The organism is Streptomyces longhuiensis (genome assembly GCF_020616555.1).
GTDB lineage: Bacteria > Actinomycetota > Actinomycetes > Streptomycetales > Streptomycetaceae > Streptomyces > Streptomyces longhuiensis.
On sequence record NZ_CP085173.1, the window covers coordinates 8,450,867 to 8,476,988 of the forward strand.

Annotated in this window: 20 protein-coding genes and 1 pseudogene; 16 read left to right on the top strand and 5 right to left on the bottom strand. The window is 70.1% G+C overall.

The window, feature by feature from the left end; genetic code table 11:
• Positions 1-112 precede the first annotated feature (112 nt).
• The 5 genes and pseudogenes from LGI35_RS38485 (at position 113) to LGI35_RS38505 (ending at position 7,481) form a co-directional block, all read left to right on the top strand.
• Positions 113-2,710: a sensor histidine kinase gene (locus LGI35_RS38485; protein WP_227299052.1), complete on the top strand. Its 2,598-nt coding sequence runs from the start codon at positions 113-115 to the stop codon at positions 2,708-2,710.
• Positions 2,664-3,467 carry a DUF4118 domain-containing protein gene (locus LGI35_RS38490; RefSeq protein WP_341483472.1) on the top strand — a complete coding sequence of 268 codons (804 nt, stop codon included), beginning with the start codon at positions 2,664-2,666 and terminating at the stop codon, positions 3,465-3,467. The genes LGI35_RS38485 and LGI35_RS38490 overlap by 47 nt, the downstream gene beginning before the upstream one ends.
• 316 nt (positions 3,468-3,783) lie before the next feature.
• Positions 3,784-4,065 (top strand): annotated as a pseudogene (locus LGI35_RS38495) (potassium-transporting ATPase subunit C); the annotation flags it as partial.
• Positions 4,066-4,198: 133 nt separating this feature from the next.
• Positions 4,199-4,882, top strand: a complete 684-nt coding sequence (locus tag LGI35_RS38500) for a response regulator (protein WP_227299053.1) — start codon at positions 4,199-4,201, stop codon at positions 4,880-4,882.
• Between the two features lie 58 nt (positions 4,883-4,940).
• The gene (locus tag LGI35_RS38505) at positions 4,941-7,481 is read left to right on the top strand and encodes a sensor histidine kinase (protein ID WP_227299054.1); all 2,541 of its coding nucleotides are present in this window, start codon (positions 4,941-4,943) and stop codon (positions 7,479-7,481) included.
• A gap of 42 nt (positions 7,482-7,523) precedes the next feature.
• Here LGI35_RS38505 and LGI35_RS38510 read toward each other — a convergent pair whose 3' ends face one another.
• Positions 7,524-8,081, bottom strand: coding sequence for a universal stress protein (locus tag LGI35_RS38510; protein ID WP_227299055.1), 558 nt, complete (start codon positions 8,079-8,081; stop codon positions 7,524-7,526).
• Between the two features lie 327 nt (positions 8,082-8,408).
• Between LGI35_RS38510 and LGI35_RS38515 the strand changes: the two genes are divergently transcribed.
• Both LGI35_RS38515 and lysA read left to right on the top strand, forming a co-directional pair.
• Entirely contained in the window at positions 8,409-8,837 is a 429-nt protein-coding gene (locus LGI35_RS38515; protein WP_227299056.1) for an SAV_915 family protein, read from the top strand.
• A 14-nt stretch (positions 8,838-8,851) separates the two neighbouring features.
• Complete coding sequence (lysA, locus tag LGI35_RS38520; protein WP_227299057.1) at positions 8,852-10,186, top strand: diaminopimelate decarboxylase; 1,335 nt, start codon at positions 8,852-8,854, stop codon at positions 10,184-10,186.
• A gap of 133 nt (positions 10,187-10,319) precedes the next feature.
• On the opposite strand, the gene LGI35_RS38525 is transcribed toward lysA, so the two are convergent.
• Positions 10,320-10,970, bottom strand: coding sequence for a TetR/AcrR family transcriptional regulator C-terminal domain-containing protein (locus LGI35_RS38525; protein WP_227299058.1), 651 nt, complete (start codon positions 10,968-10,970; stop codon positions 10,320-10,322).
• Between the two features lie 69 nt (positions 10,971-11,039).
• Here LGI35_RS38525 and LGI35_RS38530 point away from each other — a divergent pair, with 69 nt between their 5' ends.
• Positions 11,040-12,461, top strand: a complete 1,422-nt coding sequence (locus LGI35_RS38530) for an FAD-dependent oxidoreductase (protein ID WP_227299059.1) — start codon at positions 11,040-11,042, stop codon at positions 12,459-12,461.
• Between the two features lie 17 nt (positions 12,462-12,478).
• Here the strand turns inward: LGI35_RS38530 and LGI35_RS38535 are convergent, their stop codons facing one another.
• Positions 12,479-13,264, bottom strand: a complete 786-nt coding sequence (locus tag LGI35_RS38535; RefSeq protein ID WP_227299060.1) for an SAM-dependent methyltransferase — start codon at positions 13,262-13,264, stop codon at positions 12,479-12,481.
• Positions 13,265-13,506: 242 nt separating this feature from the next.
• Positions 13,507-14,652 carry a S1 family peptidase gene (locus LGI35_RS38540; RefSeq protein WP_227299061.1) on the bottom strand — a complete coding sequence of 382 codons (1,146 nt, stop codon included), beginning with the start codon at positions 14,650-14,652 and terminating at the stop codon, positions 13,507-13,509.
• 832 nt (positions 14,653-15,484) lie between these two features.
• On the opposite strand from LGI35_RS38540, the gene LGI35_RS38550 reads away from it, so the two are divergent.
• The 7 genes from LGI35_RS38550 to LGI35_RS38580 all read left to right on the top strand — a co-directional run bounded on the left by LGI35_RS38550 (position 15,485) and on the right by LGI35_RS38580 (position 23,421).
• Complete coding sequence (locus tag LGI35_RS38550) at positions 15,485-16,252, top strand: NPP1 family protein (RefSeq protein ID WP_227299062.1); 768 nt, start codon at positions 15,485-15,487, stop codon at positions 16,250-16,252.
• A gap of 196 nt (positions 16,253-16,448) precedes the next feature.
• Positions 16,449-17,213, top strand: coding sequence for an alpha/beta fold hydrolase (locus tag LGI35_RS38555; protein ID WP_227299063.1), 765 nt, complete (start codon positions 16,449-16,451; stop codon positions 17,211-17,213).
• Between the two features lie 148 nt (positions 17,214-17,361).
• The gene (locus LGI35_RS38560; protein WP_227299064.1) at positions 17,362-17,928 is read left to right on the top strand and encodes a glycerol-3-phosphate responsive antiterminator; all 567 of its coding nucleotides are present in this window, start codon (positions 17,362-17,364) and stop codon (positions 17,926-17,928) included.
• A 262-nt stretch (positions 17,929-18,190) separates the two neighbouring features.
• Positions 18,191-19,492, top strand: a complete 1,302-nt coding sequence (locus LGI35_RS38565; protein WP_227299065.1) for an MFS transporter — start codon at positions 18,191-18,193, stop codon at positions 19,490-19,492.
• A 117-nt stretch (positions 19,493-19,609) separates the two neighbouring features.
• Positions 19,610-20,386, top strand: coding sequence for an SDR family oxidoreductase (locus LGI35_RS38570; RefSeq protein ID WP_227299066.1), 777 nt, complete (start codon positions 19,610-19,612; stop codon positions 20,384-20,386).
• Positions 20,387-20,456: 70 nt separating this feature from the next.
• Positions 20,457-21,920, top strand: a complete 1,464-nt coding sequence (locus LGI35_RS38575; RefSeq protein WP_227299067.1) for an FAD-binding oxidoreductase — start codon at positions 20,457-20,459, stop codon at positions 21,918-21,920.
• 70 nt (positions 21,921-21,990) lie between these two features.
• Positions 21,991-23,421, top strand: a complete 1,431-nt coding sequence (locus tag LGI35_RS38580; protein ID WP_227299068.1) for an FGGY-family carbohydrate kinase — start codon at positions 21,991-21,993, stop codon at positions 23,419-23,421.
• A 136-nt stretch (positions 23,422-23,557) separates the two neighbouring features.
• Here the strand turns inward: LGI35_RS38580 and LGI35_RS38585 are convergent, their stop codons facing one another.
• Entirely contained in the window at positions 23,558-23,986 is a 429-nt protein-coding gene (locus LGI35_RS38585) for a pyridoxamine 5'-phosphate oxidase family protein (protein WP_227299069.1), read from the bottom strand.
• Between the two features lie 213 nt (positions 23,987-24,199).
• On the opposite strand from LGI35_RS38585, the gene LGI35_RS38590 reads away from it, so the two are divergent.
• The gene (locus LGI35_RS38590) at positions 24,200-26,083 is read left to right on the top strand and encodes an SMI1/KNR4 family protein (RefSeq protein WP_227299070.1); all 1,884 of its coding nucleotides are present in this window, start codon (positions 24,200-24,202) and stop codon (positions 26,081-26,083) included.
• The last annotated feature ends 39 nt before the right edge of the window (positions 26,084-26,122 follow it).

Below are 26,122 nucleotides of genomic sequence, written 5' to 3' on the forward strand. Positions count from 1 at the left end.
GCGCCAAGGATGCGCTAACGACCGCCCCGACCGGCACCGGAAGGGCTTCGGTAGGAGAAGCGCCCCATCCCCTCAAGAGCGTTGAACCAGCGAGCAGAGAGCTTCGGCTGCGATGAGTGACGTACGGCCCGGACGACTGAAGGTCTACCTCGGGGCTGCCCCGGGCGTCGGCAAGACCTACCGGATGCTCGACGAGGGGCGCCGCCGGGCCGCGCGTGGCGCGGACGTGGTGGTGGGGTTCGTCGAGTGCCACGGCCGGCCGCACACGGAGAGGATGCTGGAGGGGCTCGAGGTCGTGCCACATGCGTGGTGCGAGCACCGGGGCGAGGCGTTCGCGGAGATGGACGTCGAAGCGGTGCTCGACCGGCGCCCCGAGGTCACGCTCGTCGACGAGCTGGCGCACACGAACGTCCCCGGCGGCGGGCGCAACCCCAGGCGCTGGCAGGACGTGGAGCGCCTCGTGGCGGCCGGGATCGACGTGATCACCGCGGTCGACATCCAGAACCTGGAGTCCCTCAAGGACGTCGTCGAGAAGATCACCGGGGTGCCGCAGCACGAGACGGTGCCGGACGAGGTCGTCCGCAGGGCCCGGAACATCGAGCTGGTGGACATGGAGCCCGAGGGGCTGCGCCGCCGCATGGCGCACGGCAACGTCCACCCGCCCGAGAAGGTCGACGCAGCGCTCGCCAATTACTTCCGGCCCGGCAACCTGACCGCACTGCGCCAGCTCGCCCTGCTGTGGGTCGCCGACCGTGTCGACGAGGCGCTCAAGTCGTACCGGGCCGAGCACGCGATCGGCAGGGTTTGGGAAACCCGCGAACGTGTCGTCGTGGCCCTGACCGGCGGGCCGGAGGGCGACACCCTCATCCGGCGGGCCGCCCGAATCGCCGACCGCTCGTCCGGCGGCGACCTGCTCGCCGTGCACGTGGCGCGCAGCGACGGACTGGCCGCCGGAGTCTCGCACGCCTCACTCACCCGGCAACGGCGGCTCGTCGAGGATCTCGGCGGCAGCTACCACTCGGTGGTCGGCGACGACGTGGCCGTCACCCTGGTGGAGTTCGCCCGCGCCGAGAACGCCACCCAGCTCGTCCTCGGCTCCAGCCGTCGCGGCCGCCTGGAGAGGTTCCTGACGGGACCCGGCACCGGCGAGACCGTCGTCGCGCTCTCGGGTGACATCGACGTCCACCGGGTCACCCACGAACGCGCCGGGCGCGGCACCCTGCTCCCCTCCAGGCGCCGTACCCTCTCGACGCCCCGACTGATCGCGGGACCGGTGGCAGGGCTGGTGCTGCCCGTGCTGCTCACCGTCGTCCTCGCCCAGGTCCGTGGCACCGTGAACCTCACCAGCGAGGCTCTGCTGTTCCTGCTCACGGTGGTGGGCGTCGCCTGCATAGGCGGCGTCGTGTCGGCGGTGATCGCGTCCGCCACGGCATCTCTTCTCCTCAACTACTGGTTCATCCCGCCCATGGGCCAGTTCACGCTGGACGATCCCAACGCGTTGCTCGCTCTGGTGGTCTTCACCGCGGTGGCCGCCGTCGTGGCGGCGGTCGTCGACCGCTCCCTACGCCTGTCCCGGCGCTCGGCCCGCGCCACCGCCGAGGCGGAGACGATGTCCTCGCTCGCGGGCAGCATCGTGCGCGGCGGCCAGACGATTCCGGCCCTGCTGGAACGTACGCGGGAGACCTTCGGCATGACGTCCGCGGAACTGGTCGACGAGCCCCCTGACACAGGGAACGGGGCAGAGCCCGTGACGGCCGTACCGGCGGGGCCCGGTGCTTTCCTGGTGCTCCGCGGCCGCACCCTGTCGTCATCCGAGCGGCGGGTCCTGGCCGCGTTCGCCGCGCACGTGGGGGGCGCCGTCGAACGGGCCCGGCTCGCCGAGGCCGCCGCCGAGATCGAACCGGTCAAGGCCGCCGACCGCATGCGCACCGCACTGCTGCGTGCCGTCGGCCACGACCTGCGCACCCCGCTCGCGGCGGGCTGGGCCGCCGTCGCCTCGCTGCGCAGCAGCGACGTGGAGTTCTCGCCCGCGGACCGGGACGAGCTCCTCGCCACCGCCGACGGATCCATGGCCAGGCTCAACCAGCTGGTGGAGAACCTGCTCGACCTCAGCCGCCTCCAGGCGGGTGTCCTCACGCTGAATCTGCGCGGCACCGGCCTGGAGGAGGTCCTGCCGACCGCACTGGACTCGCTGCCCGCGGGCGGCCCCGAGGTCGAGTCCGGGAGCCTCGAACAGATCCCGGCCGTACTGGTCGATCCGCCGCTGCTGGAACGCGTGATCGCCAACCTCGTCGCCAACGCCGCGGGTCACACCCCGCCCGGGGGCAAGGTGCTGGTGACCGCCAGCGCTCTGGCGGGCCGGGTGGAAGTACGTGTCGTGGACCGCGGGCCGGGCCTTCCGCCGTCCGGCAGGGACCGCCTCTTCGAGCCCTTCCAACGTCTCGGCGACACCGACAACACCACCGGCCTGGGCCTGGGCCTGGCCCTCTCGCGGGGGCTGACCGAGGCGATGAACGGGACCCTCACCCCCGAGGACACCCCTGGTGGCGGCCTGACCATGGTCGTGTCGCTGCCCACCGCCGAACAGAGCGAGCCGCTCAAGCGGCACGAGCAGACGGACGCATCCGCAATCCGCGTGATGCGCAACGCGCAGGAGGTGCCTCGTGAGTACCGAAACCGGCATATGGACGCCCCGTCGCGCCAGAGGTGACGCAGCGCCGGGCCACTGGCTCCCGCGGGACCGGTGCGCCCTGGCTGCGGGCCTGGCAGTTCCCTTCCTGGTGGCACTCGTGCTCGTCCCGTTCCGCACGGATCTGTCGCGCACCAACGCGGCGCTGGTCCTGGTCGTGGTGGTCGTCGCGGTGGCGGCGCTGGGCAGCCGCGCGGCGGGCGCGCTCTCGGCGCTGTCGGCGGCGGCCTGGTTCGACTTCTTCCTGACTCGCCCGTACGAGACGTTCGACGTCACTTCCTCCGCGGACGTCGAGACGGCGGTACTGCTCCTGATCGTCGGCCTGATCGTGTCCCAGCTCGCGGCCCGGGCGCGTCGCCTCGAGGTGACCACAGTGACCGACGCCGGCCATCTCGCGCGGATCCACGAGACCGCCCGCCTCGCCCGGTCCGCCAAGTCCTCGGACACCGTGGTGGATCACGTCCGGGGCGAACTGACCGAGCTCCTGGGCCTGCGCGCCTGCCGCTTCGAGTACGGCACCCTCATGGGCCGGCCGCCCCGTCTGAAGCAGGACGGGCAGCTGCTGGTCGGCCGCAGGAAGTGGGACGTGGACGGCGCGGGCTGGCCGGCGGGCGAGATCGAACTGCGCGCGTACGGCAACGGCCACTACCTAGGCCGCTTCATGCTCACGCCGGGCCCGGGCGCTCTACCGCCGCTCCAGGCCCGCCTGGTCGCGGTGACCCTCGCCGACCAGACGGGCGCGGCGCTGGACACAGCGGGGCCGGTCAGGCAGGTCTGAGGTGGGATCCGGCCGGGGGGCGGCGGAGCTGACCGCGGGGACCGTTCTGGCGAATTCCTGCTCCGGTCGGTGGTGCCTTCTCTCCGGTCGGCCCGGTGGCCGTAAGAGTCGCGTCAAGGGACTGCACGGCGACGTAAGGGAGCCGTCAACGACGCTCAGATCCGGCCAGAGAGGCGGTTTCCTCTAACCGTCCGCACCACTCACCCAGACCTTATCCAGGAGCTCACGATGGCCGACGTGGCCTTCGTCGTCACCACGATCGCGGTTTTCGCGTTGGTGGCGCTTGTCGCCAAGGGGGTGACGAAGCTGTGACTGCCAGGTGATGGCCGCCAAGGCAGCCGTCATCAAGGACAACACGACGGCCACCTACAAGGTCGACAAGGCAGACGTCCCCGCCGACGCGGTGCCCGGACATCTCCCCGGCCTACGCGGACCTCCAGGTCCACCGTGTCGCCGAGCGGAACGGCCTGTCCGTCGGCCAGGTGGACAAGCTCGTCAAGGACCACACCAGCAGCCGCATCCTCGGCTTCATGGGCGAGCCCTGCGTCAACGTCCTCGACTCAACATCGCCCTCGAGGAACTCGTGGCGAAGAGCTGATGGCGTTACGCGACCCCAGCGGGAGTTGGCGGGCCGGGAGGCATCCGGGAACCGTCAACTCCCCCTGCCACGAAGATTGTTGTGCTGCTCCCGGCGCTCGTGGACTCACGTACGACTCGAAAGGCGCACACCCATGAACCGCGTGCTGGTGGTGGAGGACGACCCGCAGCTCGTACGGGCACTCGTGATCAACATGGAGGTACGACGGTACGGAGTGGACGCGGCGCCCGACGGTGCCACGGCCCTCCGGCTGGCGGCCGCTCGCCGGCCCGACGTGGTGCTGCTCGACCTCGGGCTGCCCGACATGGACGGCGTCGACGTCATCAGGGCCCTGCGCGGCTGGACCCGCGTACCGATCCTCGTCCTGTCCGCCCGCCAGGCGTCCGACGAGAAGGTCGCAGCCCTCGACGCCGGCGCCGATGACTACATCACCAAGCCGTTCAGCATGGACGAGCTGCTGGCGCGGCTGCGTGCGGCCGCCCGTCGCACGGAGGGCGTGCCGCCGGCCCCGGAGACAGTCCTGGTCGTCACCGAGGAGTTCACCGTCGACCTCGTCGTCAAGAAGGCCACCCGCGCCGGACGCGACATCCACCTCACCCCGACCGAATGGCACCTGCTGGAGATCCTGGTCTCCCATCCCGGCCGCCTCATCACCCACCGGCAACTGCTCGAAGAGGTGTGGGGCGTCTCCCGGAGCAACAAGACCAATTACCTCCGGGTCTACGTGGCCCAGCTGCGGCGCAAGCTGGAGGCCGACCCCTCCCACCCGCGCCACCTCATCACCGAAGCGGGCATGGGCTACCGCTTCGAGAACTGACGGTCCACCCCAGCGGCCCCTTCCGACCGCAAAGACGAAGAGACGAGAAGACGAGAAGATGGCACGCGGCAAGCTTCGGATCTACCTCGGCGCGGCGCCCGGGGTCGGCAAGACGTACGCGATGCTCTCCGAGGCGCACCGCCGTGTCGAGCGGGGCACCGACTGCGTGGTCGGCTTCGTGGAACACCACAACCGGCCGCGCACCGAGGTGATGCTGCACGGCCTGGAGCAGATCCCGCGGCGGGAGCTGGAGTACCGCGGCAGCGTCTTCACCGAGATGGACGTGGACGCGGTACTGGCACGACATCCGCAGGTGGCCCTCGTCGACGAGTTGCCCCACACGAACATCCCCGGCTCGCGCAACACCAAGCGATGGCAGGACGTGGAGGAACTGCTGGCCGCGGGCATCGACGTGATCTCCACGGTCAACATCCAGCACCTGGAGTCGCTCGGCGACGTGGTGGAGTCCATCACCGGCATACGACAACAGGAGACGGTCCCGGACGAGGTGGTGCGGCGGGCGGACCAGATCGAGCTGGTCGACATGTCACCGCCCGCGCTGCGCCGCCGCATGGCGCACGGCAACATCTACCAGTCCGACAAGGTCGACGCGGCGTTGTCCAACTACTTCCGGCCGGGCAACCTGACCGCGCTGCGCGAACTGGCGCTGCTGTGGGTGGCCGACCGCGTCGACGAGTATCTGACCGAGTACCGCAGAGACCATCAGGTGTCGAAGATCTGGGGCTCGCGCGAGCGGATCGTCGTCGGCCTGACCGGGGGTCCCGAGGGCCGCACGTTGATCCGCCGTGCCGCCCGGCTCGCGGAGAAGGGTGCGGGCGGCGAGGTCATGGCCGTCCACATCGCCCGAAGCGACGGGCTGGCCTCCGCCTCGCCCGGGGAACTCGCCCAGCAGCGCACCCTCGTCGAGGATCTCGGCGGCACCTTCCACCATGTCGTCGGGGACGACGTCTCCTCGGGGCTCCTGGAGTTCGCGCGCGGGGTGAACGCCACGCAGATCGTCCTCGGAGTGTCCCGCCGCAGGGACTGGCAGTACGTCTTCGGGCCCGGCGTCGGCGCGACGGTGGCCCGTGAGTCGGGGCCCGACCTCGACGTCCATCTGATCACCCACGACGAGGCGGGCAAGGGCCGTGGCCTGCCCGCCGCCCGGGGAGCGCGCCTCGGCGGTCCGAGGACCGTATGGGGCTGGCTCGTCGGTGTGCTCGGCCCCGCGCTCCTCACCGCCCTGCTCACCGGCGTCGCCCCGGAAGTCGGGCTCGCCAACGACATGTTGCTGTTCCTGGCCCTGACGGTGGCCGCGGCCCTGCTCGGTGGCCTGCTGCCGGCACTGGCCTCCGCGGCGGTCGGCTCGCTCCTGCTGAACTGGTTCTTCACCCCTCCCGTCCATGCCCTCACCATCGCCGACCCGAAGAACATCGTCGCCATCGCGATCTTCGTCGGTGTCGCGGTCTCCGTGGCCTCCGTGGTGGACCTCGCCGCCCGCCGTACGCACCAGGCGGCCCGGCTGCGCGCCGAGTCGGAGATCCTCTCCTTCCTCGCGGGCAGTGTGCTGCGCGGCGAGACCAGCGTGGAGGCGCTGTTGGAGCGGGTCCGCGAGACCTTCGGCATGGAGTCGGTGGCCCTGCTGGAGCGGGAGAGCGAGGTGGTTCCGTGGACCTGCGCGGGACATGTGGGCGGGGGAGGGCCGGTGGCGCGGCCGGAGGACGCGGACGTCGACATGCCCGTCGGTGACCACATGTCCCTCGCGCTGTCCGGTCGCGTGCTGCCCGCCTCCGACCGGCGGGTGCTGGCCGCGTTCGCCGCCCAGGCCGTCGTTGTCCTGGACCGCAGGCGCCTCCAGCACGAGGCCGCCCAGGCCAAGGAGTTGGCCGAGGGCAACCGCATCCGCACCGCGCTGCTCGCCGCGGTCAGTCACGATCTGCGCACGCCGCTCGCGGGCATCAAGGCGTCCGTCTCGTCCCTGCGGTCGGAGGATGTCGAGTGGTCCGACGAGGACCGGGCGGAGCTCCTGGAGGCGATCGAGGACGGCGCCGACCGACTCGACCTCCTGGTGGGCAACCTGCTGGACATGTCCCGGCTGCAGACCGGCACCGTCAGCCCGCTGATCCGTGAGATCGACGTCGACGAGGTGGTCCCGATGGCCCTGGGCGGCGTGCCCGAGGACAGCGTGGAACTGGACATTCCCGAGACGCTTCCGATGGTGTACGTGGACAAGGGGCTGCTGGAGCGGTCGGTGGCCAACCTGGTGGAGAACGCGGTCAAGTACAGCCCGGTGGGTACGCCGGTACTGGTCTCCGCGAGCGCCATCGCCGACCGTGTCGAAGTCCGGGTGATCGACCGCGGGCCGGGTGTCCCCGACGAGGCGAAGGAGAGCATCTTCGAGCCGTTCCAGCGGTACGGCGACGCCCCGCGCGGCGCCGGTGTCGGCCTGGGCCTCGCGGTCGCGCGCGGCTTCGCCGAGGCCATGGGCGGCACCCTCGATGCCGAGGACACCCCCGGCGGCGGACTCACCATGGTGCTCGGAGTGCGGGTGGCGCCGGCGCAGCAGCCGGAGCAGTCCGACCTCTCGGTCACGGCCTAGACAGGCGGCACTCTTGGGAGCCGGGGCTCCGTGGGCCGGGGTTCAGGCCTCGGGCCGCACGGACTCGTCGGTCAAGTGCCGTGCGTCCAGGCGCAGTCGCCAGGTGTTGCGGCGATGCGCGCTGGTCAGCTCGGCCTCCAGCGGGGACGGCGGCACCGCGAGAACCGGGCAGCCGGCGTGGGCGAGACAGTAGCGGCTCACCGAGCGGGAGAAGGCGCGGTGGCAGTAACTTCGGCGGCCGGCGCCGACGACCAGGATGTCGTCCTCGCCGTCCGCGATCTCCACCAGCGCCGGGCCAGGGGTGCCTCGGGCGACAAGGGCGCTCATCGGCGCACCTGGGCCCGTGCCGCCGAACGCGTCGTCGAGCGCGGTGAGCAGATTCCGGCACGCGATGCGCCGCCAGTCGTCGAGCAGCACGTACGACGAGGAGCGGCGGGCGGCGAGATCCCCGCCCGGCGGTTCCCACGCCAGGACGGGCCACAGCGCGGCACCGCGGTGCCGGGCCTCGACGGCGGCCCGGCACAGAGCCGTGAGGCTGCCGAGGGAGCCACTCACTCCCACCACGACGCGAGCGGCTGTGGGGGCGCCGGAACCAGACATGACTCCACCGTTCTTCTTCGCACGCGCCCACGGGTGGTTTCCCGCGGGCAGCCCTGAGGGCCCGTTCCATCTCACTCCTGGTCCGAGGCCTTCGGACAGCCCGAGCACCACTTCTTGGCGCTCCTCTGACGGGTGTCCCCACCGCCGATCGCTCCTCGCGTCAGCGTCCCGTATGCGAACGCCCGATCTCCGTCAGCGTCCCGTTATGAGGTATCGGCGAGCGGGAGTGGGCGGGCATAGCTTCAGCGGTGAACCCCGGCAGCCGCCGGCGTCCCGGGCTCTCGAACCCCGCACGTGAATCACCCCGGATCCTCCAGGAGGCATCCCATGGCACAACCCTCGTACCCCGAAGACCCGGAGCCTCTTGAACGGTTCCCGGCCGGACCGTTGTTCGTTCCGGTCCGGCCGGGACCGGCAGGATGCGCGGCCCGGCTCTTCCGTACCCCCCTCGGCAACCGCACGGCCGTCGGCTTCACCTCGGAGCGGAAGCTGACCGCGACGCTCGGGTCCGAGCAGGCGTGGATCAGGCTCGCCGAGCCCGCGCTGCGTGCGCTGACGGCGCCGCTGGATGTCGCCACCGTCACCGTGGACCCCCAGTTCTCGGCGCCGGCTCCCGCGCCCGCCGGGCCCGTCGCCCCCGTGCCGGACGGGGCCTCCCGTTCACGCGTGAGCACATGGGATCCGCAGGCCGTCGGGGCACTGCGGGTGACCGGCGCCGCCGCGCTCGTCTCGGCGCTCGCTCTGTGGATCGGTTGAGAGGGAAACGCACGATGACCACTGTTCACGAACCCGCCGTCACCACCACCGCCGACGAGTTGTCGGTGTGGCCCGCCTCCACCACCGAGCCCCACCCGGGCGACCTGGCCGTGGCCGGCGTACCGCTCGCCGGGGTCGCCGACCGCTTCGGCACCCCCGCCTACGTACTGGACGAGGGCGAGATACGCGAGCGCTGCCGCACCTACCGGAACGCCTTCCCCGACGCCGAAGTCCTCTACGCGGCCAAGGCGTTCCTGTGCCGGGCCATGGCCCACTGGGTGGACGACGAGGGCCTCGGACTCGACGTCTGCTCGGCCGGTGAGCTGGAACTCGCGGTCACCACCGGGTTCCCGCCCGAGAGGATTGTGCTGCACGGCAACGCCAAGTCCCCGCACGACCTGGAGTCCGCGCTGCGCCTGGGCGTCGGGCGCATCGTGATCGACAGCCCCTCCGAGATCGCCCGGCTGGCCGCCGCGGTCGGTCCTGACGGACACCAGAAGGTCATGGTCCGCGTCGTACCCGCGATCAGCGCCGGTGGCCACGAGAAGATCCGCACCGGCACCGACGACCAGAAGTTCGGTCTGTCGATATCCGACGGCTACGCCCAGCACGCCATCGCCCGCATACTGGACCAGCCGCAGCTCGAACTCACCGGCCTGCACTGCCACTTGGGCTCGCAGATCACCAGCGTCAAGCCGTATCTGGCGGCCGTGCGGCGCATGGTGGGACTGATGGCCCGGCTGCACGAGCAGCACGGCATCGCCCTGCCCGAACTCGACCTGGGCGGCGGACACGGAATCGCCTACCGTCCTGGTGAACAGGCCCTGGACCTCACCACCTTGGCCCGCAAGGTCCGAGCGGAGCTCATCGGGGCGTGCGCGGCGGCCGGACTCACCGTGCCCCGCCTGATCATCGAGCCCGGGCGCGCCATCGCCGGACCGGCCGGTATCGCCCTCTATCGCGTACTCGCCGTCAAGCGCACCGGCGCACACACCTTCGTGGCCGTGGACGGTGGCATGAGCGACAACCCTCGGCCGGCGCTGTACGGCGTGCGCTACGCACCGCGCCTGATCGGCCGCCACAGCACCGCGGACCGGACCGCGATGACCGTGGTGGGCCGCCACTGCGAGGCCGGAGACGTCCTGGCCACCGACGTCGAACTCCCCGCCGACGTGCACCCCGGAGACCTGCTCGCGGTCCCCGTCGCCGGCGCCTACCACCTGTCCATGGCGTCCGGCTACAACCTGGTCGGCCGCCCGCCGGTGGTCGCCGTGGATGGTGGCCGCGCCCGTCTCCTGGTCCGCCGCGAGTCCCTGGACGACATCCGCAGCCGCGACGTGGGGCTGTAGGCGCCGGCCCTCCTGTACAGCCTCCGGTCGAGTGACGGCCCGGCCCTCGACCGGAGGCCCCAGGCGCCCCGGCCACTCCGGCTGCCCCTGCCCCCCTCGGCCGCGAAGCCGTCGCCACAACCGCGGGAATGGTTCAGCCCATCCCGTAGCGCGTCTCGATCCCCGCGATCACCAGGGCGAGACCGTCCTCGAAGTGCTGCTCGTAGTTCTCGAAGATCTCCGCGCCCGCCGCGGCCGACAGAGGGAAGTCGGCCATCCGGCGGGCGCGTTCGTCGATGTCGTACCCGTCGCGGCGCTCGCCCGGCAGGGGCTGGACGCCCTGCTCCTCGGTGACGAATCCGAGGGTGTACATGTACGCGGTCGTGGTGGCCCGCACCGCCTGGGTGAGCGTGAATCCGGAGTCGGTGAACAGGCGCAGCGTCCGCTCCATCTCGACCGCGTGCAGCGTGCCGGTGAAGCGTGAGCCGCTGAAGACCTTGGCGCCGTCGCGGTGGCTCAGGAGCGCGGTGCGCAGTCCGCGGTTCGACGTCAGCAGGCGCTCCCGCCAGGTGGCGTCGGGAGCGAGCGGGTCGGCTGCCGTCATGCGGCGGTACATCTCCGTCGCCATCTCGTCCAGCAGTTCCTGCTTGTTCTTGAAGTGCCAGTAGAGCGCGGGCGCCTGGACGTTCAGCTCCTTGGCGATGGCGCGGAGTGTGAGGCCGTCGAGGCCGACGTCGTCGAGCAGACGCAGCGCGGTGTCGACGACCTGCGCCTTGTCCAGCTTGGGGGATCTCTGGGTAGCCACACTTGACAGTTTAACGCCGTTAAGCGCATGCTGCGAAGCATGGAATTTAACGGCGTTAAGGAGCTGGTCATGGACACCCGTGCAGGCGCGATCACGCACACCGAGGTCCTCGTCGTCGGCGCCGGGCCGACCGGTCTCGCCCTCGCCGTCGACCTCGCCCGGCGCGGGGTCGACGCCCTCGTCGTCGAGCGCGCCGACGCGCTCTTCCCCGGGTCGCGCGGCAAGGGGATCCAACCGCGTACGAGGGAGGTCTTCCATGACCTCGGCGTGCTGGACGCGATCCACGCCGTCGGTGGTCCCTACCCCGTCGGCATGATCTGGCAGGACGGCGCGCGGGTCGGCGAGCACCGCATGTTCGACCCGGCGGAGGCGAGCGACGACTCCCCGTACATCGAGCCGTGGATGGTGCCGCAGTGGCGCACGCAGCAGATCCTGTTCGAGCGGCTCATGGAACTCGGTGGCCGGGTGGAGTTCGGGCGTGAGCTGGTGGCGGTGGAACAGGACGCGGACACCGTGACCGCGCACTTCGCCGCCGGAGAGCAGGTCCGCGCGCGGTACGCCGTCGCGGCCGACGGCGGGCGTTCGGCCGTGCGCCGCGCGCTGGGCATCGGCATGACCGGCGAGACCGTCGACCCGCATCCGATGCTCGTGGCGGACGTGCGCATCACCGGCCTCGACCGCGACAACTGGCATGTGTTCCCGCCCAGGGAAGGGAGCGACGGCTTTCTCGCGATCTGCCCGCTCGCCGGCATCGAGGACTTCCAGGTGACCGCGCAGTTCCCCGAGGGAACGGTGCCCGACCTCTCCCTCGACGGCATCCGCAAGGTGGTCGCCGCGCGCTCCCATCTGGCCCCCGAGGACGTGACCGAAGTGCGCTGGGCCTCGGACTTCCGGCCCCGGGCCGCGCTGGCCGACCGCTTCCGCGCGGGGCGCGTCCTCCTGGCCGGGGACGCCGCGCACGTCCACTCGCCGGCCGGTGGCCAAGGGCTGAACACCAGCGTCCAGGACGCCTACAACCTGGGGTGGAAGCTGGGCGCGGTGCTGCGCGACGGCGCCCCGGACACCCTCGTCGAGACGTACGAGGAGGAGCGCCGTCCCATCGCCGCGCACATGCTCGGCATCTCGACGGGCGTGCACCGTGGAGAGATCCGCCGCGGTGAGGCGACCCGCCAACTCGGCCTGGGCTACCGCGAATCGTCGCTCGCCGTGGAAACCCGCGCCGCCGCGGGCCCGGTGCGCGCGGGCGACCGGGCGCCGGACGTGGCGGTGGACGGTGGCCGGCTCTTCGACACCTTGCGCGGCCCGCACTGGACGCTGCTCACAGTGGCCACGGACGCCGAACTCCCCGCGCTCGGCGTCCCCACCGCCCGTATCCCGGCCTGCGAGGCGTACGGCACGGGCACGTACCTGGTCCGGCCCGACGGCTACGTGGGATGGGCGGGCGACACGGCCGACGGCCTCGCGGAGTACGCGCGGCGGATGGGCCTCTAGAGGTCATTAGGGGGTCTTCAGGGCACGCGGGCGACCCCGACGTAGAAGCCGCTCAGCTCCTCCTCGGGTGCGGGCGTGTCCTTGTACCACTTCGTCGAAGTGACCAGCCCCGGCTCCACCAGCTCCAGGCCCTCGAAGAACGGTTCGACCTCGGCCCGCGTACGCATCCGCAGCGGGATCTCGCCCTGCCGGTAGGTGTTCTTCACCGTCTTCGCGAGGTGCGGGTGCTCATCGGTGGTGCCGTGGGAGAACACGAAGTAGCTGCCCGAGGGCAGGGCGTCGACGAGGGTCCGCGCGAGACCGTACGGATCCTCCTCGTCGGTGATGAAGTGCATCAGGGCGAGCATCGACAGCGCGAGGGGCCGGGTGAAGTCCAGGAACGTACGGGCGTGGTCGAGGATGACCTTGGGCTGGCGGACGTCCGCCTCGATGTAGTCGGTCGCCCCCTCGGGAGTGCTGACCAGCAGAGCCTCCGCGTGCCGCAGCACGATGGGGTCGTTGTCGGTGTACGCGACCCGCGCCGACGGCACGATGCCCTGCACGATCTGGTGCAGGTTCGGCTTCGTCGGTATGCCCGTGCCGATGTCGAGGAACTGGTCGATGCCGCTGCCGGCCAGCCAGGCCGCGGCGCGGTGCATGAACGCGCGGTTGCGCCGGGCACTGAGGCGCGACTCGGGCGGCAGCTTCTCCCCGACTTCCTGATCGACCGGATAGTTGTCCTTGCCGCCCAGCAGCCAGTCGTAGACACGCGCCGGGTGGGCCCTGCTCGTGTCGATACGGCTTCCGGAGGACTGTGCCGTCATGCGTGACTCCAGCGTGTACTAGATCGCTGACCGACTCACCGGGACCGCTGCGCGCACCCTGGGCCGGGCCGTGAAGGACCTTGAGATTATGTCACCGGCCACGCCTTCACGCAGAGCTGTCGGTGAGGGGCGCGGGATCATCTCCCTTACTGCGGGCGTGCGTTGGGGCAGACATGCCGGGGACTCGGTACGGCGGGCGGCGCCTGCGACGCCGTACCGAGCCCGGCTCATCGGTGCGTCGGTCAGGCCGTGGTCAGCGTCAGGCCGTACCGGTTGAGGATCTCGTTGATCGGCTGGTACCAGGTCTCACCGCCGCCGGAGCAGTCGCCCCAGCCGCCCGAGGTGACACCCTGGGCCTGGTCGCCGCTGATGAACGAGCCGCCCGAGTCGCCCGGTTCGGCGCACACGTTCGTCTTGGTCATCTCGTGCACCGCGCCCTGGCTGTAGTTCACGGTCTCGTTCTTGGCCAGCACATTGCCGCAGTGCCAGTGAGAGGTGGAACCCGAACGGCAGATGGACGCGCCGATCGGCGCCTCCGCCGAGCCGCGCACCAGCTGGTCCGGGACGGTGCCCCAGCCGAGGACCACGGGGACGGTCCACCAGCCGCTGCCGACGTTGACCCAGGCGTAGTCGTTGTCCGGGAACGACGACCCCTGGAAGTTGCCGATGTACGAGCCGTCCCAGCCGTTCACGGCGGCGCCGGCGCCGCTGCAGTGACCGGCCGTGACGAATCCGCCGTTCACCGAGAAGCCGATCGAGCAGCGGACGTTGCCCGTGTAGTAGGGGTCCCCTCCGACCGTGCCGGCGGCGAGGGTGCGGGGCGCGTGGGCCGTCTTCTCCACGGTGACGGGGCCGGCCTCGCGGGCCTGCGCGAGGAAGTGCTTGACATCGTTGTCGCCCTGCCGTCCGGCCAGGGTCTCGATCACGATCCGGTTGGACGCCGGATCGACGTGCCAACTTGCCACGCCCTTGGGTGCCTTGAGGGCGTCGATGTGTTCCTTGGCCGCGTCGAGCTGCTTGGCGCTGTACTTCACCAGCTTGGCATCGGCGCCCGTCGACCGGACGGCCGCGGCCTTGTTCCGGTCGGTGACGGCCACGGTCAGGCGGCCGCTCTCCGGCGTGAACCAGGCACCGCCGTAGGAGGATCCAGCGGCTCGCCGCGCCTTTTGCTCGACCGCCGTGGCCTTCTTCTCCGCGCTCAGCCGAGCCTCGGCCTGGCTCTTGGTGAGGCCGAAGTCGCGCTGCATGGCGGCGAGCATGGACCCGGAGGCCGGTGCCTTCTCTTCCGCGGGGGTGGTGGCACCGGCCGAGGCCGGTGCGAACCCGGCCGACACTCCGGCGACGAGTAAGGCGGACAGGGCGATGCGCAGGGGTTTCGTGCGTCTCATGGGTTGGCCCTTCGTTGTTCCAGCATCGTGGGGGTGGAACAGCAAAGCCTGGGAGCGCTCCCAGGAAATGCCCGCTGGGGAGCCTATCGAAGGATCATGGACAGGTCCATGCCAATGCCTCCGGGAGGTGCCTGGGGTGTGACGCGCACGGTCCCCGGCCCGGTCCGGGTGCCTCAGGCCTCCGTCTCGCGGATCAAGGGCACGGCCGCGCTGGACCGGTCGCCGGGCGGCGGGTCGAGGTGCATCCCGTATCCGGTGAGTACGGCGGCCTGGTGCACCGGCGCCGGCGCGTGCGTCGCGACAACGGGTTCTGAGAGTCAACCCCCCGAGATGCGCAGGCAGTTGCGGACCTCCGTAGTGGGAGGTGCGCCGCCATGCGAGCAGCAGGTCTCCGTGGCGTCCGGCGCGCCGAACGGGCGCATGCGGCAGGGAAGTACGTCGTCGGCGCCACCATCGCGCCGTTCAAGAGCGGGTCCGATCGGGACCCCGCGGCCGAGTCCGTAGGTCGTGAGGCGACGAATTCATCGGGGGAGGCGGCGAGTTCGACGCGATCACCGACTTCGACCGCATCCTGCGCAGTCCCTACGACCACGAGCGGATCCTCCCGTTCTTCGACGGCGGCGATCACCTGCACCCCAATGACAAGGGCATGAAGGCGATGGCCGACTCGTCCAACATCGCTTCCCTGAGCGCTTGTTGACGGCGGCACCGACTTTTCATCACTGCGCCACGCAGCCGGGTGACGCTGGGCAACTGAAGCGCAGACAATGACGCGGGCATGCCAGATTCGTTCGCGCGTGTCCCACCCCCCACGGTTCATCAGGAGGACGCAGTGAAGAAGAGCTCGCGGATCCGCAGAGCGGCGCTCACCCTCGGCAGCGCCGTCGCGCTGGTCATCGTTTTCCCGGGCATCGCGCTCGCGGACCCGCCCCCGGCGCTGCCCGCGAACGCGGACGGTCTGGAGCAGACGTTCCAGCCTGCCTACGACTACGACGGTGACGGCTGCTACCCGACGCCCGCCATCGGCCCGGACGGCACCGTCAACCCGGGCCTCAAACCGTCCGGGGCCGTCAACGGCCAGTGCCACGACTCCTGGGACCTCGACAACACCAACGGATACGCCCGCTCCAAGTGCAACAACGGCTGGTGCGCCATCATGTACGGCCTGTACTTCGAGAAGGACCAGGCGGTCGCGGGCAGCGGCCTCGGCGGGCACCGCAACGACTGGGAGCACGTCGTGGTGTGGGTCCAGAACAACGAGGCCAAGTACGTGTCCACGTCGGCCCACGGCAACTTCAATGTGTACAGCAGTGACCAGATCCGCTGGGACGGCACCCACCCCAAGGCCGTCTACCACAAGGACGGGCTGGGCACGCACTGCTTCCGCCCCGCGACCGCCAACGACGAGCCGCCGGAGAACCACCGCCACACCTGGCAGTTCCCGAGCCTCGTCGGCTGGAACGGCTACCCCTCGGGTCTGCGGGAGAAGCTGAGCCAGGCCGACTTCGGCAGCGCCGTCTTCGGCCTCAAGGACGGCAACTTCAACTACCACCTGGAGAAGGCCGAGCCGACGGGCATACCGTTCGACCCCAACGCCTGAGCGGGCAGCCCGAAAAGAGGTTGGGCGGGACGCCCGTTGGTTGGTAGCGTCCCGCCCAGGCCGTGACGTCGTGCGAGGAGGTGAGACCCATGAACGCTGTATCTGTGGGTGCTCCCCTCTTCGCAACGGCTGGGCGATCGACGTAGGTGTCGCCGGGAGCGCCTCAACCACAAGGCACTCCCGAAGGGCAACACCTATGACCTCTTTTCAGTTCACCGCGCAGACATCGTCGAACGGTGTCGTGGAGCGCGACTTCACCGTGGGTGAGGTCACCGGCGCCCTCTGGTCGCCGGCCCCAGGCTCCGACCGCGCGCCTCTCGTCCTGATGGGCCACGGCGGCGGCAACCACAGGAAGTCACCGGCCATGGCCGGCCGGGCCCAGCGGCTCGTGGCGGGCGGCGGCTTCCACGTCGCCACCATCGACGCACCCGGTCACGGCGGCCGGCCGCGCACCGAGCACGATGAGCGCGAGATCGCCGTGATGCAGCAGGCGATGGCGGCGGGCGAACCGGTCGGCCCGATCGTCGAGCGGTACAACGCCCACCTCGCGGAGCGCGCCGTGCCGGAGTGGCGGGCGACCCTCGACGCGCTCCAGGGGCTCCCGGAGATCGGTACCGACGGGCCGGTCGGCTACTTCGGCCTGAACATGGGCACCGCGATCGGCGTGCCGCTGACGGCGATCGAACCCAGGATCACCGCCGCGGTCTTCGGTCTCTTCTGGCCCGAGTCGCTGGCCCGGGCGGCGGGGCAGATCACCGTTCCGATCGAGTTCGCGCTCCAGTGGGACGACGAGCACATTCCACGTGAATCCGGTCTGGCGCTGTTCGACGCCTTCGCCTCGAAGGACAAGACGCTGCACGCCAACGCGGGCCGGCACAAGGAACTCCCGAGGTTCGAGGCCGACAGCGCGGTCCACTTCTTCGTCCGGCATCTAGCCGGAGCGGCCACGTCACCGGCGTGACCTGACCCGACCTGACGGCAGCGGCGTCCGGGCGCCGCTGCCCACCGGTGGGATCACGGGCAGGTGGCGGCTCGCGGCTGAGGGAAGTTACCCTGCGCTGCGGCGCTGATCGGCGGAGATTGGCCGCCGATCCCATGGGAGGTCATTCGTGGACGTGTCACTTCCGGTCCTCCTTGAGGACCACCCCGTCGTCGCCAGCGTCATCGACGACGACGGTCTGCGCGCCGTCCTGGACTCCGAGTGCAAGGTCGTCTTCCTGCTGTACGGGTCCCTGCTGAACCTCCCCGAGATCGTGCAGCGGCTCAAGGACAGCGGCAAGGTCGTCCTGGTCAATGTGGACCTGCTCGAAGGGTTCAGCGGCAAGGACATCGTGGTGCAGTACGTGAAGGAGCACACCTCCGCCGACGGGGTGCTCAGCTCCAAGGCCCACATGGTGCGCGCCGCCCGCGAGGTCGGTCTGTTCGCCGTCCACCGGTTCTTCCTCATCGACTCGAAGTCGTACCGCAATCTCGCGCCGCAGGTCCGCCAGTCCAAGGCCGACTGCGTCGAGATCCTGCCGGGCTGTATGCCGCGGGTCATCTCGTGGGCCGTCCAGGACATCGAAGTGCCTCTGATCGCGGGCGGGCTCGTGTGCGACCGAGAGGATGTGTTCGCGGCGCTGAAGGCGGGGGCCGCGGCCATCGCCTCGTCGAATCGCGACGTCTGGGCCATGTAGAGACCCGGGTCATGCAGACGTCCGGGCCGTCCAAAGGAATGTGGCGCAGGACTCTATTGACACTGCAGATCGGCCCTGCCTAGCATGGCGAACGCACCCGGAGCTCATTCATGGACGCGGGCGCGACAATCAAATAAAGGTTCCGGCCTCGCGCCGGGACAGTTACTAGAGACCAGAGAACAGTAACCTCCGAACACCGGAGTTTGCTGTTCTTTTTTTGTGCCCATTTCCTGTCCACGACGAGGTGGCTGCGGTGATCCGGATGAACAAGGCCCAGAAGTGGCTGAGCTTCTTCGCGCTCTCCATGACCGGCGGAATCATTTTCCAGGTCGCCTACATCAGGTTCGTGTACCTCGAACCTACCTATACGGCGCTGAATCTCAGCTCGCAGCAGTACGGAAACATCATCTCGGCATTCGGTGCCGTGGCCATCGTCATGTATTTCTTCGGCGGCTGGTTCTCCGACAAGTTCTCGCCGAAACTCCTCATCGTGATTTCGCTCGCCGGAATGGGAATCGCCGACCTCTATCTCGCCACCGTTCCCGGATTCTGGGGAATCGTGGCGGCGCACATCCTGATGGCCGTCGTCGGCATGGGGCTGTACTGGTCGGCGCTGGTGAAGTCGATCAGCATGCTCGGCGACTCCGACGAGCAGGGCCGGCTCTTCGGCTTCCTCGAAGGCACCCGCGGCATCGTCTCGACGGCCATCGGCTTCATCGGCACCGCGATCGTCTCCGCCTCCGTCGTGCCCGCGCACGGCGTCCTCACGCTGATCCGGATCTACGGCGTGCTGAGCTTCGTGTTCGCCGCCGTCGTGTTGCTCGTCGTACGCGAGGACAGGACGAGGCTCGCCGGGCTCGGCTCGGCGGCCGTCACCCTCAAGCAGCTCCTTGCGGCGGCCCGCAACCGGTACACCTGGCTCATCGGCGGCACCGCCATGCTGATGTACTGCTTCTACACGACCCTCGGCTACTTCTCGCCGCTGCTCCAGGACAACTACGGCGTCTCCGCCTCCATGATCGCCGTCATCGGCGTCGTGCGGTCCTACGTCTTCCAGTTCGTCGCCGGACCCGCGGGCGGCGTCGTCGTGGACAAGGTGACGCGCTCCTCCGCGGTGTTCCTGCGCTGGATGTTCGCCGGCGGCGCCGTGCTCGCCGCGCTCTTCCTCGTACTGCCGCGCACCGCCTCGCTGGCCTGGCTCGCGCTGGTCATGATGTTCGTCCTGTGCGCACTGGTCTTCGCCTCGCGCGGCGTCTACTGGTCCACGGTCGGCGAGGTGGAGATACCTGAGCAGGAGCGCGGGGGCGTCATCGGGCTCGCGTCCGGCCTCGCGTATCTGCCGGACGCGTTCCTGCCGTCCCTGTGCGCCTGGTGGATCGGTGACTCCTCGGCGAGCCCGAAGGTGCCCGAACAGGGCGGCGGCTACAGCGCGCTGTTCGTCTTCCTGCTCGTGGCCGCACTGCTCGGCCTGGTGATGACGACACTCACCGCCCGCACGCGCCGGCGTGAACTGGCCGCCCGCCACACGGCCCCTGTCGTCGAACGCGTCCTGGCAGGGGTGTGATCGCCGGGTCCTTCGGCTCGCCGCCCCGAGCGCGTAGAACGTATCCATACAGAGATTTACAAAGACTTACAAAGATCAAAAAGAGTCACGAAGAGCAAGAAGATCGGCAGGCATCACATGGACATCACGGACTTCTCCCGGGACTTCTTCTCCCTCGACGGGAAGAACGCGATCGTCACCGGCGGCAACACCGGCCTCGGTCAGGCGTTCTCCCTCGCCCTCGCCAAGGCGGGCGCCGACGTCCTCGTCCCGGCGCTCGCCGACGACGGCGGCGAGACGCGCAAGCTGATCGAGGCCGAGGGCCGGCGCATGGAGTTCCTCGAGGCCGACATCACCGGGGCGGGCGTGCCCCGGCAGGTCGTCGAGCACTGTGCGGACACTCTCGGGTCGGTCGACATCCTGGTGAACTCCGCGGGCATCTGCAATCTCGCCTCCGTCGAGGAGTTCGACCGCCGCGCGTGGGACCCGATGCTGGCCGTGAACCTCACCGCGCCCTTCGAACTCGCCCACGAGGCAACGAAGTTCATGATCCCGCAGCGCTCCGGGAAGATCATCAACATCGCCTCCCTGTTCTCCTTCCTGGGCGGCCAGATGTCTCCCGCGTACGCCGCCACCAAGCATGGCATCGCCGGCTTCACCAAGGCGTACTGCGACGAACTCGCCCAGCACAACATCCAGGTCAACGCGATCGCCCCGGGCTACTTCGCCACCAGGATCACCGAGGCCACGCGCGCCGACCCGCAGACCAACCAGCGCGTCCTCGACCACATCCCGGCCGGCCGCTGGGGCGATGTCGCCGACCTCATGGGCGCCACCGTCTTCCTCGCCAGCCGCGCCGCCGACTACGTCAACGGCCATGTCCTGACCGTCGACGGCGGCTATCTCGTCCGCTGACCCCGACCCGACACCCACTTCTCCCTCGCCCCCACACGTACACACCCACGTACAAAGAAGGTTGATCCACATGGTGCAGTCCGCATCGAAGCTGAACCGAGAAGAGATCGTCGACCGCCTCACCTCCCTGGTCGGCGCGGGCGCGGTCGTCACCGACGAGCAGCAGCTGCGCGAGGCGAGCGTCGACCGCTTCAAGAAGTACCAGGCGGTGCACGGGATCTACGACGCCCCGCCGCCGGCCGCGATCGTCAACGCCACCAGCGTGGACGACGTGTCCAAGGTGCTCGCGTTCGCCGACGAGAACCGCATCAACATCGTGGCCCGCACCGGCCGCACCGGCACCGAGGGCGGCCTGGAGACGGCTGTCGCCGACACGATCGTGCTCGACGGCTCGGGTCTCGACGAGATCATCAAGATCGACGAAGAGAACATGCAGGTCACCGCCGGGTGCGGCGTCCAGCTCCAGGTCCTCGAGGACACCCTGCGCGCCAAGGGCTACACGACCGGGCACTCCCCGCAGTCCAAGCCGCTGGCGCAGATGGGCGGGCTCGTCTCGACGCGCTCGATCGGCCAGTTCTCCACCCTGTACGGCGCGATCGAGGACATGGTCGTCGGCCTGGAGGCGGTCTTCCCCGACGGCACCGTCAGCCGGATCAAGAACGTCCCGCGCCGCGCGACCGGCCCGGACATCCGGCACATCGTCATCGGCAACGAGGGCGCCCTGTGCTACATCACCGAAGTCACGGTGAAGATCTTCAAGTACCAGCCGGAGAACAACGAGTTCCACGGCTTCCTCGTCGACGACATGGCGACCGGCACCGCCATCATCCGGGAGGTCGTCGTCGGCGGCTTCAAGCCGTCCGTCGTGCGCGTCTACTCGCCCGAGGACGCCGGCCAGCACTTCTCGCACTTCTCGAAGGGCAAGTGCGTCGTCGTCTTCGTCGCCGAGGGCCCCAAGGGCATCGTGCGCGCCACCAGCGAGGAGATCGAGCGCGTCGCCGGGCAGCACGCGCACGAGAAGGTCGACCCGAAGCTCATCGAGGCGTGGTTCGACAACCTCAACTGGGGACCGGACAAGATCGAGGCGGAGAAGGAGGTCATGCGCGCCAAGGCCGAGCTCGGCTACACCACCGAGGTCTCCTGCGACTGGTCGAAGGTCACCGAGCTGTACCGCGCCGTCATGAACCGCATCCGCACCGAGTACCCGCACGCCGACGACCTCACCCTGCTCGGCGCCCACTCCTCGCACAGCTACCAGACGGGCACGAACCTCTACTTCGTCTACGACTACAAGATCAACTGTGAGCCGGAGGAGGAGATCGACAAGTACCACGTGCCGCTCAACGCGATCATCGTCGAGGAGGCGCTGCGCGTCGGCGGCTCGATGGTCCACCACCACGGCGTCGGCAAGTACCGCACCGCGTGGACGAAGCAGGAGCACGGCAGCGCGTACCACATGCTGGCCAAGCTCAAGGAGGCGTTCGACCCGAACGGGATCATGAACAAGGGAACGATCTTCCCGCTCGACGCCTGATCCCCAACTGTCGTACAGGGGGCCGCCGTCGGTCGGCGGCCCCCTCCTCTCTCGCACCCCGGAGTGGGCCATGACTCGCTACTTCATCGGCATCGACAACGGCTCCCAGAGCTCGAAGGTGACCGTTTTCGACGAACACGGCCGGGCCGTCTGCGAGGGACGGCAGAGCCTGCGTCCGTACGCCACCCCCCGCCCCGGCGTCGTGGAGCATCCGGACGACGACCTGTGGACGTCGATCGGAGAGGCCAGCCGCCGCGCCATGGCCGGCTTCCCCGGCGACGTGGCCGACATCGTCGGCGTCGGCCTGTGCACGATCCGCTTCTGCCGCGCCGTCCTCAAGGCCGACGGCACACTCGCGCAGCCGGTCATGAGCTGGATGGACGCACGGGTCTCGCGCCCCTACGAACACACCCTCCCCGAGGCGCGCTACGTCACCACCTCGTCCGGCTACATCAGCCACCGCATGACCGGCGTCTTCCAGGACACCGCCGCCAACTACGCGGGCGACGCATGGCCGTTGGACTCCGGCACCTGGCAGTGGACGACCGACGACACCGTTCTCGCCAAGTCCGGCATCCCGCGCGAGATGCTCTTCGGCCTGGTGATGCCGGGCGACGTCCTCGGCACCGTGACCGCTGCCGCGGCCCGCCATACCGGCATCCCCGAGGGCCTCCCCGTCGTGGCGACCGCCAACGACAAGGCGGTTGAGGCACTGGGCTGCGGACTGCGTTCCAGCGACACGCTCCTGGTCTCCCTCGGCACGTACGTGGCCGGTATGACCGTCGGCGACAGGAACGTGCCCGACGCCTCCGACTTCTGGACCAACTACGCCTGCATGCCGCACTCCTACCTCTACGAGAGCTTCGGCGTGCGCCGCGGCATGTGGACGGTCAGCTGGCTGCGCGACCTGCTCGGCGAGGAGGGGGTCGCGGGAGCGCGCGCCGCGGGCCTGTCTGTCGAGGACCACCTGAACGCCGAGGCCGCGAAGGTCCCGCCCGGCTGCGACGGCCTGATGACGGTGCTCGACTGGCTGGCGCCCACCGACGCCCCGTTCCGCAAGGGCACCATCCTCGGATTCGACGGCCGGCAGGGCCGCTTCCACATGTACCGCTCGATCCTCGAAGCACTCGCCCTGTCCGTCCACGCCACCGGCACCCATATGGCCGCCGCACTCGGCACCACCTACCGGCACACGGTCGTCTCCGGCGGCGGCTCCGGCTCCGACCTGATGATGCAGATCCACGCCGACGTCTTCGGCGTCCCGGCCCACCGCGCCGAGGTCAACAACGCGGCAGGGCTCGGCTCCGCGATCTGCGCGGCGGTCGGACTCGGCGCGTACCGGACGTTCGACGAGGCGATCGACGCGATGGTCCGCCCCGGCGCGGAGTTCACCCCCGACCAGGCCAACCACGACCTGTACCGGCGCCTCGGAGAGGTGTACCGCGACATCCGTGAACACACGGACGGGATCTACCGGCGGTCGTACGACGTCTTCGGCTGACGGACCAGCTCGGCGCGCCGCCGGAATGAACGGTCACGGCCCGCGCGGTAGGACTGGCTGCTCCCGACAGCCTGGCCGCTACCGCGCGGGCCGCATTTCTGCGGCGCCTGCGGTACCTGCGTCGCCGCCCGTCGTGTCAGACGGAGCCGAGGTCGGCCGACAGCCAGTGGGCCGGGCGGATGTGGAAGGTGACCTGCGCGCCGTGCTCGGCGGTGGCCGCCTTCACGTATCCCTCGACCTTGTCCGCGGGCAGATAGCGGGCCGCGAGATCGGTCAACTCCTGCACCGTGGAGGCTGCTTCGGACGTCACGGAGCCCTCCACGGTCACATAGCGGACCGTGGGTTCGACGCGTTCGGCCATGAGCGAGATACGGCCCGCGGCCCTGACGGCCTTCGCCTTGGCGGAATCCCGGCCGGTCATGAACCAGAAGGAGCCGCCCGGCTCGTACCAGTACCAGATGGGGACCGTCAGCGGCGCACGGCCGGGCTGAGCGCGTGCGACGGCCAGGGCGCCGATGCGGGGTTCGGCCAAGAAGGCCTCGCGCTCTTCGAGCGGAAGGGGCATAGCGTCTCCTCGTGTATGTCGACATGTCACGCGCGTCGCGCATGTCGAGATGCAGTCTTCATCGCCGGTCGGGGGAGAGAACCGTGAACACACCGGCCGCTGTTCCGTCGCGAGGATCGGCGCCGCCGCTGTGTGCCGGACGCGAGCGGCGGCGTGGCCCGCGCCCTGGGGCGGTCCTGATCGACTGTCAGTGGCGGGTGCCACGATGCGCGTATGGAGATCTTCGAGTGGGGGCCGCTGCTCAAGCGGTGGAGCGAGGAATGGCTGGAAGGGCTGGCCGCGGAGGAGCCGGAGGAGTTCGAGGAGCTGGACGAGGCCGTCGTGCGGGACCGCTGGCTGGGATTCCGCCCGGCTGATCCGGCGGCGATGGCGGCTCTGGAGGAGCGGGTCCGGGTGCTGGGGAGAGGCGTGCCGCTGCCGCCGTCACTCCTCTCCTTCCTCCAGACGACGGACGGTTGGCGCCATGCCGGCGGCTTCGTCCATCTGCTGGCGGGGGCGGACCGCATCGCGCCGTACGGGGATCCGTACGGCCTGCAGGCGATGTACGAGGAGTATCTGGACGAGGACCCGACCGAGGAGGAGGTGCTCAGGGCCGGTATGTGGGGCCGGGCGCTGCAGCTCTCGCTCGACTCGGACATGACGGATGTGCTGCTCGACCCGGGCGATGTGGGCGCCGACGGGGAGTGGGCGGTGTACGTGTACCACGGGTGGGGTGGCGAACTGCCGGACCGGTACGAATCGTTCCGCGCGTTCATGGAGGGCATGTACAAGGAGTTCTACCGCCTGAGCGGCGGCCACTCCGGCTTCGAGAACGCGGTGACGCGTGAGCTCGACGCCAAGGTGGAGCAGGCCCGACTCGCCTGCCTGAGAGGCGAGTTGGACGAGGCGCTCGCCGTCCTCGGCGAGGCGGGGGAGCTCGGCAGACCGCGGGCCGGCCTGCTGGCGTCACAGCTGCGGGCGCTGCTCGACGGGCGGGGCGCGGTGCCGGTCGACCCGCGCATGGACGATCCGCTGTATGCGGGTGAGGTGCTGCCCCTGAAGGTGCACGATCACCTGCGCGAGTACCGGAGGGACGACGCCTTCGTGCTCGGCCCGATGACCGACGACTACGCGACGGACCGGGAGCGGGCCGGTGCCGTCCTGGAACAGATCAGGCAGCGCACGTACGAGTACACATCGCCCGGCCCGTTCGGGCGCGCGGTCGAGGAGGCCAGGGAGCTGGCGCGCTGGGGTGACACGGACGGAGCCTGGCGGGTGCTTGTAGCGGCGGTCCCGGAGTGGGAGCCGTACCGGGAGGACCACGTGGCGCCGTTCGGCCTGCTCGGGGATCCGCTCCTCGGGCCGCTGATCACTCCGGAGCGGGGGCGGCAGCTGCTGATGACACCCCGGGCGGGCCAGGCGGGGGCGGGGCCCGCGCCGGCCGTCGAGGGGGAGACGGTGCGCGACGGGCTCGCGTGGCTGACCCATCGGCAACACCGGATCGAGCTGCGCAGGGACGCGTACCGGTTCGTTCTGGTGGAGGGCATACGGCCCGAAGTGCTGGCGGAGCGGTTCGGGACGGGACCGCTGGAGCTGGTGGCGAGCGAGCGGGACCTCTGGGATCTCCCCTTCGCGCGGGAGCAGGGGCGGCGCGGCCCCGTCGCCCGGATCGGCGCCCTCGACGGCTGGAGCTTCGCCTTCGAATCGGCCCACCGGCCAGGCTTCGACCGTAGCCGTCTGACCCACCCCGGCACCGAGCTGTCGCTCGGCACCCGGGCGGTCACGGTCTGGTGGGAGCCGGGACTGTTCCACTTCGCCTGCGCCGAGGACGGGCAACAGCGGTACACGTTCACGGTCCATGAGGCGGAGCGCCACCGGACGGGCACCATCCCCGACGAGCTCTCGCCCGACCACCTGTTCCCGGACCCGGCCGGTCCGGCCATCGACCTCTCGGACGAGAGCCGGGCCCTGGACGCGATAGCGGCGACGTTCGGCGTCTCCCTGCCCCAATTCGCCCTCGACCACGGCAGATTGCCGACGCTCCCCACGCACCCTTGGCTCAGGCCGCCGGCACCAGGTGGGACGGAGGCGAGGCTCACGTTCACGCGTCACAGGTAGGCCCTGCGGGGATCGGTGTGACGGAGACACCGGCTCGAC